Genomic DNA, 15,850 nt, shown 5'->3' on the forward strand with positions numbered 1-15,850 from the left:
CCCAGCACACACTCTGGGTTCAACCCGCTTGACCTGGTTCTTTATCGTTTCAGAGGGTTCGAGCTGGGGTTATTCTTCGGTGTTTTACCCCCGCTCGGATGTGTCGTGTGGTGCTGCGTCCGGCTCTAGGATGCCGCTGCGCAGGCGCGCCGACTCGCTGAGTAGAACGGCGGCTTCCCGCTCTGTTACTGCGTTGGTATCGCCGCCTCCGAGGTTGCGTTCGATCGGCCGCTCGTACAGTGCTGCTCCGCCGCGCATGGCCTCCTCTAGGCGGCGCAGCCCGGCGCGTTCACGCGCCTCGGCGGCCTTATGCCACGCTTGTGCGGCATCGTCGCCGCGCTCGCTGGCCACTGCCGCCACGAAGGCCTCCGGGTGGACGAGCGCGATGAGTGCTGAGACGTGCCCGAAGCCCAAAGAAGTCACGAGCCCTGCCTTGGGCGGAGTTCGCCGCAGATCCAGTGGCCTGCGCAGCCACACGAGGTGCTCGTGGCGGCGCAGTTGCGGGTCGACGCAATCCAGGGAGCGATTCGGCGGGATGATGCCCTGGCGCAGCACCTGGCTCAGGCCCACGATCTGGAAGGCCGCGGCCCCACCTTTGGCGTGGCCGGTCAGTGACTTCTGGGACACCACGTACAGCGGGTTGCCTGCACTGCGCCCGAGGGCAGAGGCGATTCGTTCGTGCAGGTCGGACTCGTTAGGGTCGTTGGCTGTCGTGGACGTGTCGTGCTTGGACACCACGGCGATGTCATCCGGAGACACACCTAGGTCCTTGAGACCACGGGCAAGGCGGGACTCGGAACCGCCGCGCGCCGCCGAGAGCGCACCGATGCCCGGCGCGGGAATGGAGTTGTGCGCACCATCGGCAAAAGATTCGGCAAAGCCCACCACGCCGAGGACCGGCAAGCCTAGGTCCGCGGCGAGGGTTCCACGCGCGAGCAGCAGCGTTCCGCCGCCCTCCGATTCAACAAATCCGCCGCGGCGGCGGTCATTCGGGCGGGAGAAGTACCGGTTCTCAATGCCCTGTGCGGCCAAGTGCGTGCTATCGGCCGTGGCGGCCATGTCGCCGAAACCTGTAATGCCCTCCACCGAGAGCGCGTCGATGCCACCGGCGACAACGAAGTCGGCCTTGTGCAGGCGCAGCTTATCGCAGGCTTCTTCCACCGACACCGCTGCCGTGGCGCAGGCGGCGACGGGGTGGACCATCTGGCCGTAGCCACCGACGTACGACTGCATGACGTGCGCGGCGATGACGTTGGGTAGCGCCTCTTGCAGGATGTCATTCTGCCGCGGGTGGGCCAAGAGCTTATCGACGTACAGCGACCGCAACGCCTCTTGCCCTGCCATGCCGGTGCCCTGTGTGGAGCTCACCCGCGCCGGGTGGACGTGGGACAGCAACTCGGCTGGGCTAAACCCTGCAGAGAGGAAGGCGTCCACCGTGCACACGAGGTTCCACACGGCAAGGCGGTCGAGATTGTCCAGCATGTCGGCTGGGATGCCGTAGACCCCGGGGTCGAATCCTTCCGGGATCTGTCCACCCACTACGCGTGTCATAGCCACGCGGCGTGGCACGCGCACGGCGGAGCCAGCTGGCCGGGTGACCTGCCATTCGGTCTCACCGCCCGGAGTGGATTCCACGCGCTGAAGCGTGGCACCCTCGCAGCTGTCCACGAAGGAGCGTGCGGTGGCTTCATCCTCAACGGTGAAGGTCAGCGGTTTCTCCAGGTAAATGGTGGTCAGCTCTGGGGCGAGGTTGTCCACCATGGGCAGGTGAGGTCCGAAACTGTCGTGGAAGCGCCGCACACCGATGCCGGCGAGGACCTCGTCGTGGAAGCGCTCATAAACTTCTTCCTCCGCGATGGACTCGCCCTCTGGCGTGATCCACGCCGCTGTCTTTTCATCCCACGTCACAAGTCCACAGGTCCACGCCAACTCCAGCACGCCGGCAGCGCTAAGTTCACCGCCGACTTCGACCTCATAGCGGGTGCGCGATGAGCCCAGCGGCCCCAGTTCGCCGGCGCCGACAATGACCACCATGTCTTCCAGGGATTGGGTGACCTCGCTGAAGTCGGGGTGGGTCCATTCCAGTGGCTTCAGCACGTGCGGTAGAGCCGTCACGGTGCGTGGTGTGGGCAGTTCGGTCCCGGACTCGGGGGCTGTGGAGGCACCGTGTGCCTCACGTGCCACCTCGGCCAGATTAAGGTCGGCACCCAACAGTCCGCCACTAAAGTCCATGGTTTGTGGCGCAGTGGCGGCCTCGATGAGCACCGATTCGTTGGCGGCGCCATCGACAAGGCGGATGGCCATCTCCTTCGCGGAAAATGTGGCCACGCCGCGGGCCTCGACCTGGGACACAAGAGAATCGTTGCCCGCCATCAGCCCGGTTCCGCGAACCCAGCCGATGAGCGCGTGGACCAGCGAGGTTCGAGCGCCCCATGAATCTTGCTCGGCATGCCAACGGTTGACCAGGGCGTGGAAAGCGGCCTTGGCCTCGCCATACGCGCCGTCGCCGCCGAAGCGCCCGTGGTTGGGTGAGCCGGGCAGCACCACGTGGAGGCGATGCCCCAGGTGGGTATCCGCGCCCACCGCGGACAGCCCCGCGATGAGCCGCTCCACGGACCACAGCAGCAGGCGCATCTGGGCCTCAGCCGCCGGCCCCGCATCGGCCACGGTTCCGCTGACGGGCGGTGCCGCAAAGGGAAAGAGTAGGTCGGGTATGAAGGCCGGTTTGCGCACCACGGTCTCGCCATTCACCGTGGCAGTCTCCTCCGCACCGATCCACTCCACAAACGCATCGATATCTGCAAAAGAGTTGAGGTTGGTTGGGACCACCCACAGCACGGCCGTGCCGACTCCACGCTTGCGGTAGAGGTCTTTAAAGAATTCAACGCGCTGCGGGGTGAGTTGCGAGGTCGTCGCAATGACAGTGGCGCCCTCGACGAGGAGCTCGGAGATAATCTCCGCACCAATCGAGCCCGGCGAACCTCCCGTCACCACAGCCACCTGACCGGAGTGGAGCAGGAACTCGCCTGGCACCGCGGCGTCCGCGGCCTGGCGTCGATAGCCCAGATAAGCTGCCATACGCTCGACCTCCGCACCGGCGCCGAGAACATCGAGGCGTGGTTCCTCGACTCCAGCTGCGGCAGCCTGGACAAGGTCTTCGCGGGCGTAGGCCCAGTAGTCGTCGAAAAGCACTGCCTTCGTAGCGTCAAAGGCAGGGGCCACGCGCTGTTCCCAGTCGGGTCCCAGCTCCGCTTCGATAAGGCCGGCACGGTTGTCGGTGTCCGTCGTATTCTTCATCGACGCGGCCGCGTCGTCGCGAGCGCCACACCCCAGGGCGTCGAGCAGCGAGCGCGCAGAATCCTCGAGTGCGGTTTCCAACCGCTGCGCATACTCCGTCAGCGCCACCGGGTCCACGTTCGCTTCCGCGGTGGCCCGCGCGCGCTTCGTCACTGTCACCCCGGCGCGGGTGGTGACGGCGGTCAGGGAGGCGTCGATAAGCTCGTCGAGCTCACGCACAGTCGACACCTCCGCGCGCGGCAGGGTGGCCAGGTCCCCGCCACGCAGGGAGGCACCCTCGCGGCTGGCCAGCACGAGCTCCGCTACGACGCGGTCAGCCCAGCCAGGGCCTAGGCCCCACTCGGTGTGAACGCGCTCGGCGATGTACCCCGGCTTCTTCCCCGCCGGGCCCGTCAGGCGGCGCACCGCCTGCCCCACCTGCGCGGCGAGTACGGGACCAAAAGAGTCATAGCGAGGCGCGCGCTGCGCCACTGTCTCCGCAAGCTCACGCAGTGGTCTATCCGCCGCGCCCTCGATGGCGCCGATCCCGAATTCCACGCCCAAGTCCAGCAGCAGCTGGTTGCGGCGGGAGGACACGCCCTCCACGAGGGTCTCGATCGTGTCGGTAGCCTCCATCTGGTCGGGTCGGACCTTGGTCCACAGGGCGATGAGCATCTCCACGGCCACCTGCGGGTTCAGCGCGCGGTCTGGCACCTCTGTGTGCGGCTCGTCGGGGGCAGCGGCCACCACCGGTTCCGGCGTGGGGTCTGCCACGTGTTCCGTGAGGTCTTCCACAGCTTCTTCAGCAGTGCGCTCCGGCGCGGGCTGCGCGTCCTCGGCGAAGACGCGGGCGTGGTCGCGTTCAATGTTGAGCACCTCAACCTCACTGCCCGCGTAGTCAGACAGGCCGAGTGTTTGGCCCATCATGTTAGCTACGGTCGGTGCAGCGCCCACGCCAACCTCGATGAAACGCTCGATGCCCAGTCCCGCTACGCCTGCTTCTGTCATGGAACCGCGTGGGGTAAGCAGAAGGTCCTGAGTTTCAATCCAGCGCACTGGGGAGGCGAATTGCCAGGCCAGAAGCTCAATGAGGAGCGTGCGCCCGAGCACCGCCGGTTCTGCTGCGGCCGCCGTGAAATTGTCCACGATGGTCTCGATGCGTTCAGACTCAACTGCGTTCGCAATGGCCTCCACGAACTCACGGTCCAGGGAAAAGGGCCTGGCCACGAGGTTTGGCACGTAACGGCCCACCAGCACCGAGAGGTCAATGTCCCGTGGAATGAGCTCCTCCAAATGCGAGCGGAAGTCCTCTACCCCACCACGCAAAAGGGAGGAATGGAAGGGCACGTCAACGCCTGGAATGGGCACGAAGGCGCGCTGGCCAGGAGCCCAGTACTCGGCATTCTCATCGATGGCCTCGAGGCCGTCGATGGTCCCCGCAATCGCGTACTGGCGCCCCTGGACGTTGTAGTTGACCACCTCGAGGAACTCCCCGGTGACCTCGCTTGTCTCGGCAACGTAGTCCGCAACCTCATCCGCACGCATCCCCATCTTGTGCGGTCGGAGCGCTCCCAGGCCGTAGCGGGACTCGCCGTCAGCATCGCGTTCGACGAAACGGTGCATGGTCAGCCCACGGACATAGACAATCTCCAGAACCGCCTCAAGGGAGAGGACCTCCGCATACGCGGCCAGGGCGTTGTACTCGCCCACGGAATGTCCGCCGAAGGATGCCGTGGTGTCGAGGACCCCTGCTTCCTTCAGGGCGGCGATCTGGGCGCAGCCCAACGTAGCCATGGCGACCTGGGTGAACTGGGTCAGGAACAGCACACCATTCGGATGGTGATAGGTAGTGCCACCCACCACAACGTTGTCCGGGTTGATGCGCACGATCGCCAGGATGGAAAAGCCAAGGTGTTCTCTCGTGTACGCATCCGCACGGTCCCACACCGCGCGCGCAGCCAGTGACTGTCCGTAGTCCGCCATGCCCATCCCCGGGGATTGGATGCCCTGGCCGGGGAAGGCATAAAACGTGCGCGGAGTGCTCATTGTGGCGCGGGCCTCGAGCACCACCACACCATTGCACGTTGCGGTGACAGCGCGGACCTCGCCATGGTCGCCGCGCTTGTCGACGCCCACCCGTTCCACCCCAAACTCCACCTCACTGCCGGGCAGGACTGGGGCCAGCATCGATGCAGACCACTCCAGGACCTGTGTGCCATCACAGGCCGCGGCCGCCTGAGCTAGGGCCGAGGTCCACATGCCGTGCACGATAGGGCCGTCCTTCAGGCCTGCCAGCGCCGCGACATTCGCGGAGAGGTGAATAGGGTTATGGTCCCCCGTCACCGCGGCGAAGGGGCGCAGAGATTCCGGCGCGGTCACGGTGCGTTGGTGAAGGAAGGACCGTGGGGTTTCGCGTATCCCTTCCGACGCTGCGCCTGAATCACGGAACTCGTCCATACTCGCGGTCCCAGTGCGCCCAGCAATCAGGAAGCGCTCGCGTAGCGTTGCTATGTCCCCCACGCTCACCGCAACGTCGATGACTCGACCCGAGGGCGTATCACTTACCGCGACCAGGTCGGCGGTGATGGTCACCTCCAGCGGCGTGGAACCCGGTGCGGCCGTGGCTGCAAGACGCTCGGTGGCATCCTTACCAAGCATCAGTGAGTGTTCGAGGTGGACCAGGTTGAGCAGACCCTCGACCACTGGCTCAGCCTTCGCATCGTTAGTGATGCGGGCATCCGCGATGACAGCGAAGATCGCTGGCCAGGCCATTCCTACGAGGACGTCTGGCGCGGCTGACTCCGCGGCCGCCATACCGGCACTATCCGAGCTCGTCACGGAAACGTAGTCAGCCATGTCCGCTGCATCGAGGCGGGCCTCCACCGAGGCACGACCGTCCTTGACTTCCGGCAGTGTGCCACCGGCCGCTGCACGGGCAAGCTCACGCATAGCAGAAGCGGCATCCTCGGTGCTCACGGAAGGCGAGGCGCCCGGAATGCTCGGTGCCATGATGCGCACGCGCAGCACAGCGTCACCCTCCTGCGTCGAGTCAGCGCCCACGGGCACGGTGTACCAGAAGTCCGCAGAGCCCTCACCGATGGGAACAGTTGCACCGCTCGGGCGAAGAATCGCGCCGGGTAGGTCAAGGAGCAGCGGATTTACTTTTTCGCGGCCAGCCCAGTTCAGGGTAGGTGCGCGGCGGATGAGAGTCTCAGCGCTCGGTGCAGACTCGCGTGCGTCCGGTACTTCCTGGGGAAGGCGGTCTGCGGCGGCCTGCTCGAAGCGAGCCAACAGCTCAACCACCGGCTCGTTGGCGCGCTCAATACCCGCAACAGCGGCTGGGCCGGGGATGATGCAGACCTGGTCGGCGTCATAGTGCTCGTCGTGGGCCTGCCACAGGGAGTCGAGGCGGAAGCGGCGGCGCACGGAGGAATCGATAACCGGCACAAAGCTCGGCGGTTTCCCCGGACCATCGAGCAGGGTGATGAACCAGGCGGCATCGGTGGGATGAAGCGCGGCGTCTCCGTAGAGCTTTATGAGCGAAGCGATGGCGTCTGTGGGGTGAGAACGATCCACGCTCACCTGAAGTTCTATCTCACCGTGATCGGCCTCGTGCAGACGAGCTTCGCTGCGCGCGACCATGTCCTTAAAGCGATTAAACCATGATTCGTCGACCCACCCGTCGAGGAAAGACAGCTCCACATAGCGGTGCAGCCACTGGGAGTACGACATCGCGGCGAGGTCGCCAAAGTAGGGTTTGCACGTCGCCGCCAGCGCAGCGATGATCTCCTCACGACGGGCAGCAACGTGCGCCTCGTCGCCGGTGACCTCATCGAGCAGCCTGCCCGCGCGGGCGAAGGAATTGTCCAGCTCATGGATGCTCGCATCCAGATCTGACCGTCCGGACGTGACGTCCTTGTCCGTGGCGGCGGCGAGAGCCTGCTTGACTGACTCCGACGCGGTGGACTCCGCGGTGGCCATAGCGGCGGTGCCAACCATGATGGCATCAACAGGTGCTGCGGGCAGGCCAAAGCGCCGTGACCACTCGCCGGTGAGGTACTCCGCGCCGCGCGCCGGGGTTCCGATGCCACCGCCGACGGCGAGCAGCACGTTAGGCTGCTGGCGAATGTCGGCGTACGCGGCCACAAGCAACTCATCGAGTTCCTCGGTGGAGTGGTGTCCGCCGGCGCTACCGCCTTCGAGCTGAAGGATGAGTGTGGTGGACACCTCGCGCGCAATCGCGAGCACCTGCTTGCCCTGCTCGACGGTGCCAGGTTTAAAGGCTATCCACGGGAAGTTTTCTGCTTGCAGGCGCTCTACCAGCGCAAGGGCCTCCTCGTGCGGCGGGATACCAGCGGAAATGACCACGCCGTTGAGCGGCGCACCTGCGGCTCGGGCGCGGGGGATGGCACGCTGCCCCTCAATCTGGCGGCGCCACTGCGCAGCAGACAGATACAGGGCGTTGAACTGTGCATTCACGCCCGGCGCGAGCATCTCTGCGAGGTTATCCAGGTTCTGCGCCAGGATCTCATCGGTGTGTTGGCCACCGCCGGCGAGCTCTGCCCAGTGTCCTGCGTTGGCGGCAGCGGCAACGATGGTCGGATCTACAGTGGTGGGCGTCATGCCGGGCAACATGACCGGGGAATAGCCCGTCACGTCGGTGAAGCGCGTGGTGAGGCGCCCTTCCACCAGACGCGGTGCAAAGGTAGACCAGGCGGCAGGCAGCGCGGGCGCGTGGCCGGGCTCAAACAGCTGCGCTTGCCCCTCTGTGGTAGCTGCGGCCACCGTGCCCACTCCCCGGCCAGCGACGATGCCTCGTGTTAAAGGCTCAACGCCGCGAGCGGGACCCATCTCCAGAATCCAGCGCGCGCCGGCGGCGACAGCCTCAGTGACACGGGCAGGCCAGTCCACGGTGTCCGTGAGCACCGCGCGGGCCAGCTCACTCACGAGTTCAGACTCGAGGCCGATGCGTACTGCCCAGTGCTCCACCTGTTTCACGGCCGCCGCCATCGTCGGATGGTGGAACGCGGCGTCGACGTCGAGGTCCGTGAAGGTTATCTGTTTATCCGCGAACGTATGGCGCACCCGGGCAAGTTCCGTAGGGGTTCCCGTGATGACGAAGCGCTCGTGGCCATTGATGAGGCCGATGTGGGCGCCGGCTGCCCGAAGTTGTTCCTCCGAGGCACCCGACACCGCCACCATGGGTGAACCCTGGTCGGTGCGGACGAGTCCGTGGATTCGGGCAGTCCTGGTCAGAGCAGCGCCAATGAGGCGGGCCAAGGCCAAGGCCTCAACTGGGCTTACCCGGCCAGCGGCGACGGCGGCAGCCACAACGCCTTGGGAGTGCCCGATGCTCGCCACGGCGACGTCAGTGTTGAGCCCCTGTGCGCGCACGGACTCGAGGACCGCGAGCTGGGACATCACAATGCCCGGCGTGGACACAGCTGGCGCGGAGAGCGCGAACGCAGGCTCGGCGTCTGCCCACTCCAGCGGCGAGAAACCGTGGGGTGTGGTGGGCAGGAGCGCGCCGACAAGCGGGGCGAGAAGCTCCTCGGCCGCATCCAGGTATCGGGCAAGCTGCGGCCGCACACCTGTGGCTAAGGCCTCACGGAGGGTGGGCAGCCACGCATAGCCCTGCCCGGAGAAGGACAGCGCGCAAGGCTCCACGTCTAAACACGCGGCAAGGGGTGCGATGTTCATGGGATGGGTCACCGGCGCTACTCCCCCAGGGCACGCGCAACGAGCTGCACGGCCGCATCGAGGGAAGGCTGGGTCTGGGGCTCAGGCAGGCCGCAAAAGACCTGGCAGGCGTGGTCCGGAACGACCTCGGCCGAGCGGGACAAACCACGCTCGGAGAGGTACTCATCAAAGAACATATCGATACTCATACCGACACCAGATTCTACCCACTAAGATCGATGCGTCATGGCCTCTCGCACCCCTTTCATTCTCGCAGCTCTCCTCAATGTTCTCGTTGCTGCCTTGGTGCTGGTTGGCCTCGCATTTCCCATCCCCGCCGCGCAGCCCGGCGCCGCCCCGAACACCACTCGGGAGAGCACCCCGGCATCCAACACCGTGGAGGGTGAGCACGAGGCAGCTGCGGCGCTGACTACGCTGGATTCCCTCGAGGTCAAAGGACGTGCGCCGATGACCGGCTACGAGCGCGAGGAACTTGGACAGGCTTGGTCTGATGATGTCACCGTGGAGTTCGGCCACAATGGCTGCGATACGCGCAACGACATTCTGCGCCGTGACTTGGACAACCTCGTCATTAAGGATGGCACCCATGATTGCGTTGCGTTGTCTGGAACCCTCCAGGATCCCTACTCTGGCCAGGTAATCGAGTTCCAACGCGGTGCCGAGACTTCAGATGCGGTGCAGATCGATCACGTCGTCGCGCTTGCCGACGCCTGGCAGAAAGGCGCCCAACAATGGTCACCCGAGCAGCGCCGGAACTTTGGAAACGATCCCCGCAACCTCCTTGCCGTCGATGGCCCCCTCAACCAGCAAAAAGGCGCCGGTGACGCCGCCACCTGGCTGCCACCCAACAAAGCTTTTCGCTGCGAGTATGCGCAGCGCATTGTGGAGGTAAAGGCAGCGTATGGCGTGTGGGTCACCGACGCCGAGAGACAAGCACTCAGAGGCTTGTTGCAGGCCTGCTAACCGCGCCCCGGAAACTTAGTTTCCCTTGTTGTTCTGGTTGAGCTGGTTGCGCAGCTGATCAAAGTAATCACGTGCGCTCTGCGGTTGGGCGTTGCCCTGCGCGGAGGAAAAGCCCGGAAGCTGGCTGAATCCCTTCTGGGCGTTCTGTACTCGCTCGTCGGCCTGCTGCTGGGCGCGCTTGGCCTGCTCCATCATCTCTGCGTCACGGCTGGCGCGCTCATCGCGCTCTCGGCGCTCCTTTTCCTCGCGACGACGGCGCGCCTCAGCAAAGTCCTCGCGGCTGTGCTTTGCTTCCCCGGCCGGCACCGACGGCTTCGGGGCGGAGTTGATGGCGTCCGTGGACAGCAACGTGTCACGCATACCGCTGAAGAGGTCCTGCATGCCGCCCGGGTTCGACGGCATGTAGAGCACGTTGGTGTGAGCGCGGTCGGCCACGTCCACCATGGCGTCGAGGTACTGGGAGACTAGCATGAGGGTCTCCGGATTCTCTTCCACGCCAGCGGCACGCAGGAGCTCATACTGCTGCGCAATACCTTCAACAATCTCCTTACGCTGATCGGCCACACCGCGGCCCTGGAGCTTCTTGGCCTCGGCTGCACCTTCGGCTTCCTTGACCACGCGGATCTTCTCAGCTTCCGCCTGGGCGACGGCCGCCTCACGCTCACGCTGCGCAGCATTGATGGAGTTCATGGACTCGCGCACGCGGGCATCCGGGCGAATATCGGTAACGAGGGTGTTGACGAAGTTCCAGCCGTAGGCGGCCATGTTATCGCGCAGGGACATCGCCACGTTGCGGGCGATGGTGTCCTTGGAAGAGAAGGAGTCATCCAGGTTCATGTTCGCCACAGAGGAACGGACGTTGTCCTGGACATAGGCCACAATCTGCTGTTCATGATTGGACAAAGTGTAGAAAGCCTGGCGTTCAGCACCCTGAACTACCTCGTACTGCACAGCGACGGGAATCTGGACGAAGACGTTATCCTTCGTCTTGGTCTCTACCATGACGTCGAGCTGACGGATCTGCAGGCTGATCTTCGCGCGGACACGGTCAACATAAGGCACTTTGAGGTGCAGACCAGCGTGGGCAACGTTGACAAACTTACCCATACGCTCGATAATGGCGGCTTCCTTCGTACGAACGATAAAAAAGCCGTCAAAGACGGTGGCAGCGATGATCAACACGATCACGCCAATAATAATCAGAGGTCCCATGAACTAGCCTTTCTAGGATCACTTCACTTTTCGCAACTATTTTGCCACAGCGTGATGCTCGCCACGAGACCATGCGGATCACTCCCCAGGAATCGTTGCCAAGTAGTAATATGAGCCGCCCCGAGTATGCTCTAGCGTTCATCAGCTAACCGGAACAGCTCGCCCAAAATCCCGGTGCCGTCTTCAGCAACGCCGTTGTGCTGGAAGCGGTTGGTCACCATCGGGCGCAGGTCGCGGTAGGCCTCCCCCGTGGCGAGGGAGTCCTCAAACGGGACGAAAATATCGTCTAGGTAGATGGCGGCAGCGGCGATGAGGGAGCCGTCGGAAAGCGCAGCGGAATCATACGGCGACCGTGTCCACTCGTGGGCGGCCAACTCCTCCGCGGCCTGTTTGAAGGGGCGCAGCGCCGGGTCCTCGTCGAACTGCCAGGGAAAAACATGCTCACCGGTGAGGTAGGTGCCGTCCTCGGCGAACTCGGGGAATTCCTCACGCATGCGATGCGCCGCCCACCCTGTGACGGACTGACCACCGACGCCGCCGTAGATGGACTCATGAATCGCCGCGTACAACGGCCCGGCCTGGAAGCTCACCCTTTGCCCCACGTCCAGCAGAAAGTCCGAACGCAGGCGCTTCTGCCCGCCCACGGTCCGGAAAGGATCCTCCAGCAGGTAGCCCAGCGCATCGAACCCGGCACCACGGCCCAGCTCAATGCCGATGGTGCGGAAACGGCGCGAGGACAGGCGCTCGCCCGTGGGCAAGAACTCCTCGGAGTTGTCCAGGTGGTGAATAATCTCTTCGATGCGGGACTGCGCCCACGGGAACTGCGCGGTAAAACGGTCGTGGCGCACCTTGAGCTTGGCAAAGGTAGTGCGGTACAGATCGTCCGCGTCCTTGGTCAGGGTGGGCAGACCACCGGTCAGGAAAGCGCGGCCAATAGATTCCGGGTACATCGACGCATATGCGGTGATGATGAAGCCACCGAAGGACTGGCCGAAAAGATCCCAGCGCTCCTCCCCTAAGAATTCGCGCAAACGCTCGGCATCCCGAACGATATTCTCTTGGCGCAACTGGGCTAAGCGTGTGGCGGTGCGGTCCTCAGCAGGACTCAACTCATCAATCCGGTGACTGCGACCCGTGCCGCGCTGGTCCATGAGGATCCAGCGGTAGCGCTCTAAGCCCTTCCCGATGAGCCCGGCGGCGCCTATGGGCCTTGGCGCGGGAAAACCCGGCCCGCCCTGGTTATAGAGCAGTGCCGGGTAATTCTCACCGCCCGGCGGGACAATCTCGCGAGCGTAGAGCTCGAACGAACCCGCGGTGGGGTCCGTGTAGTCCCACGGGACGGTGAGGGTGTGTTCCTTGATGGTGTGGCCGAAGCGTTTCATGCTTCTAGTAGACCACGAAACCCTCCTCGCGGAACGCATCGCGGATAGATTCAACATCTTCCGGTTTCGGCGGCTTGGTGTCCTCGAGTGTGTACGGGTAGCCCAACTCGCGCCACTTGTCCGCGCCCATGTTGTGGAAGGGCAGGACCTCGACGCGTTCGACGTTGCTCTTCCAGCGGGAGACAATCTTGACAACGTTGGCGACGTTCTCCGGAGAGTCAGTCAAGCCGGGCACCACCACGAAACGGATCCACACTGGCTTGCCAATCTCGTTGAGGCGGTCACCGAAGTCGATGGTCGGCTGCAGCTCGCGGCGCGTGACCTCCTTATAGGTGTCCTCGTCACCCGCCTTAACGTCCAGAAGAACCAGGTCGATGTTGTCCATGTCCTCATCGCGCACGCGTGAGCCTAGGTATCCCGACGTGTCAATCGTCGTATGAATACCGGCGTCATGGACCTCTTTGAGCAGGCGCCGGGTGAAAGCGATTTGGAACAGCGCCTCGCCACCCGACAACGTCAGTCCGCCGCCGGAGGCGTTGAAGATAGGCTTATAACGCTTAATGCGCTTCACCACATCGTCGATGCGCTCCAGTGTGCCGACCTTCATCTCCATCGTGTCAGGGTTGTGGCAGTACTGGCAGCGCAGCGGGCAGCCCGACATGAACATGGTCATGCGGGTTCCAGGTCCATCCACGGCGGTCACGATCTCCCAGGAGTGAACCAAGGCAATATCGCCAGAACGGCGTGCCTGCATCAACTCTGGGCGGGTGATGTCGTCGAGGTTATTATCTGTGCCCAAACCGGCGGCGGCGCCGCGCACCTTGTCTCCCTCTTCAGGGGATAGGTGGACGACGCCGGTAATGCCATCTGCCATTTAGGAGCCCTGGTGGAAGGTACGGGAGATGACGTCGAGCTGCTGCTCGCGAGTCAGCTTGACGAAGTTGACCGCGTAGCCGGAGACGCGAACGGTGAGGTTCGGGTACTTCTCCGGGTGCTCAACGGCGTCCTCGAGGGTGGCCTTGTCCAGAACGTTGATGTTGGCGTGGTAGAGGCCCGAGTCCATGTTGTTGGCGCTGCGGTTGGCCTTCATGGTTGCGAGGCGCTCGTCGAAAGTTGGGGTAGCCATGATGTGTTCTCCTTTGGAAAGTGGTGTGAAAGAGGTTTACTTGGAATCCATGATGAAGCCGGCGTCGAGGACACCCACCAGGTTGGTGATGCGCTCCTCAGGCGTGCGGCCCAGACCGGACGGGGTGATGGTGTTCGTCAGCGAGATGCCGTCGAGCGCATCCTTGTAGTCCAGCTTGCCCACGGACAGCATGGACGCAACCATGCCGTGGTTGTCCGCACCGTTCTCCGGGTTTGCGCCCGGGGCGAACGGAGTACCTGCCTCGTGGCCGGACGGGAAGGAACCAGTGGCCTTGCCGTAGACAACGTTGGAGGTAATGGTCAGCACGGACTGGGTCGGGATGGCGTTGCGGTACATCGGGATGGCCTTAATCTTGGACATCACGGTGTGAACGATGGTGGCGGCGATGTCATCGGCGCGGTCATCATCGTTGCCGTAGAACGGGAAGTCACCCTCGGTCTTGTAGTCCACGATGAGGCCCGTCTCATCGCGCACTGGGTAAACGTCGGCGTACTTGATGGCGGAGAGGGAGTCAGCCACGATGGACAGACCGGCGATACCGCAGCCCATGGAGCGCACGATGTCGGAATCGTGCAGCGCCATCTCGACGGCCTCGTAGGCGTACTTGTCGTGGCAGTAGTGGATGATGTTGAGGGCCTCGACGTAGGTGCCGACAACCCAGTCCAGCATCTCCTCGTACTTCTGCCAGACCTCATCGAAGTCGAGCGGGCCGTCACCCTGAATAGCCTCATAGCCATCGACGACCTGCTTGCCACTGACCTCATCGCGGCCACCGTTGATGGCGTAAAGCAGAGCCTTGGCGGCGTTCACGCGGGCACCGAAGAACTGCATTTGCTTGCCGACGGCCATCGGGGACACGCAGCACGCAATCGCCGCGTCATCGCCCCACTGCTCACGAATCTGCTTATCAGACTCGTACTGGATGGACGAGGTCTCAATGGAGATGTGGGCACAGAATTCCTTGTAGCCCTCCGGCAGCCTCGGATCCCAGAAGATGGTGATGTTCGGCTCCGGGGACGGGCCAAGGTTGACCAAAGTCTGCAGGAGACGGAAGGAGGTCTTGGTGACCATGTGGCGGCCATCGGAACCGAAACCAGCGTCGGTCCAGGTTGCCCAGTACGGGTCACCGGAGAAGATCTGGTCGTAGTCCTCGGTGCGCAGGAAGCGCACGATGCGCAGCTTGAGCACCAGTTGGTCGATGATCTCCTGGGCATCTTCCTCAGTAATGATGCCAGCGGCAAGGTCACGCTCGAAGTAAACATCGAAGAAGGCGGAGAGGCGGCCGATGGACATCGCGGCGCCGTCCTGGGACTTGATGGAAGCCAGGTAGCCGAAGTAGGTCCACTGCACTGCCTCGTGAGCGGTCTTCGCCGGCTTGGAGATGTCAAAGCCATAGGACTCAGCCATCTTCTTGAGCTTCTTCAGGGCCTTGATCTGCTCGGAGTGCTCCTCACGGTAGCGAGCCCAGTGCTCGGAGAATCCAACATCGCCCACTGCATGCTTGGATGCTTCCTTCTCAGCAATGAGGTAGTCAACACCGTAGAGGGCCACACGGCGGTAGTCACCGATGATGCGGCCACGGCCATAAGCATCCGGCAGGCCGGTAATGATGTGGGAGGAACGAGCAGCGCGGATGCGTGGGGTGTAAATATCGAAGACGGCGTCGTTGTGAGTCTTGCGGTAGCGGGTGAAGATCTTCTCCACATCCGGGTCGACTTCCTTGCCAGCCTCGAAAATGGCCTGCTTGACCATGCGCCAGCCGCCGTACGGCATCATGGCGCGCTTGAGCGGGCTATCAGTCTGCAGACCGACGATGACGTTGTCATCCTCACAGATGTAGCCAGCGGGGAAGGCATCGATGTCCGTCGGGGTATGGGTGTCCACGTCGAAGATGCGCTTCTGACGCTCAACGGACAGGTAATTTTCCTCCAGATGGTCCCAGACGCGCTTGGTCTTCTCGGTCGGACCGGCGAGGAAGGAAGCATCTCCGTCGTACGGGGTGTAGTTGCGCTGGATGAAGTCGCGGACATCGATCCCCTCGGTCCACGGGCCTTCTTCAAAGCCCTTCCAACCCTCAAACTGCACGGATTGCTCAGTTGCGGTGGTCACTATAATGACTCCCTTCGTAGTTCACACGACGTGTTGAAATCTGTCGCAGAAGGGCTACGGG

6 protein-coding genes and 1 pseudogene are annotated in these 15,850 nt (G+C 63.5%); 1 reads left to right on the forward strand and 6 read right to left on the reverse strand.

Translation table 11 applies throughout. The annotated features are described in order from the left end of the window. Positions 1-84: 84 nt before the first annotated feature. Complete coding sequence (locus M5J09_RS07130; protein WP_257157405.1) at positions 85-8,976, reverse strand: type I polyketide synthase; 8,892 nt, start codon at positions 8,974-8,976, stop codon at positions 85-87. Positions 8,977-8,993: 17 nt separating this feature from the next. Then, positions 8,994-9,164 carry a hypothetical protein gene (locus M5J09_RS07135; protein ID WP_158407810.1) on the reverse strand — a complete coding sequence of 57 codons (171 nt, stop codon included), beginning with the start codon at positions 9,162-9,164 and terminating at the stop codon, positions 8,994-8,996. Between the two features lie 37 nt (positions 9,165-9,201). On the opposite strand from M5J09_RS07135, the gene M5J09_RS07140 reads away from it, so the two are divergent. Further along, positions 9,202-9,939, forward strand: a complete 738-nt coding sequence (locus M5J09_RS07140; protein WP_257157406.1) for an HNH endonuclease family protein — start codon at positions 9,202-9,204, stop codon at positions 9,937-9,939. A gap of 15 nt (positions 9,940-9,954) precedes the next feature. Here M5J09_RS07140 and M5J09_RS07145 read toward each other — a convergent pair whose 3' ends face one another. The 4 genes and pseudogenes from M5J09_RS07145 to pflB form a co-directional block, all read right to left on the reverse strand. After that, positions 9,955-11,151 (reverse strand): SPFH domain-containing protein, encoded by a 1,197-nt coding sequence (locus tag M5J09_RS07145; RefSeq protein WP_257157407.1) that lies wholly within the window; start codon positions 11,149-11,151, stop codon positions 9,955-9,957. Between the two features lie 131 nt (positions 11,152-11,282). Then, positions 11,283-12,533, reverse strand: a complete 1,251-nt coding sequence (locus tag M5J09_RS07150) for an alpha/beta fold hydrolase (RefSeq protein ID WP_257157408.1) — start codon at positions 12,531-12,533, stop codon at positions 11,283-11,285. Between the two features lie 4 nt (positions 12,534-12,537). Continuing rightward, positions 12,538-13,407 carry a pyruvate formate-lyase-activating protein gene (gene pflA, locus M5J09_RS07155; RefSeq protein ID WP_257157409.1) on the reverse strand — a complete coding sequence of 290 codons (870 nt, stop codon included), beginning with the start codon at positions 13,405-13,407 and terminating at the stop codon, positions 12,538-12,540. Next, a pseudogene (pflB, locus tag M5J09_RS07165) lies at positions 13,408-15,789 on the reverse strand (formate C-acetyltransferase). It lies immediately after the preceding gene. Positions 15,790-15,850 lie beyond the last annotated feature (61 nt).

The sequence above is a fragment of the Corynebacterium sp. BF-R-2 genome, from assembly GCF_024586525.1.
GTDB classification, from domain to species: Bacteria; Actinomycetota; Actinomycetes; order Mycobacteriales; family Mycobacteriaceae; genus Corynebacterium; species Corynebacterium singulare.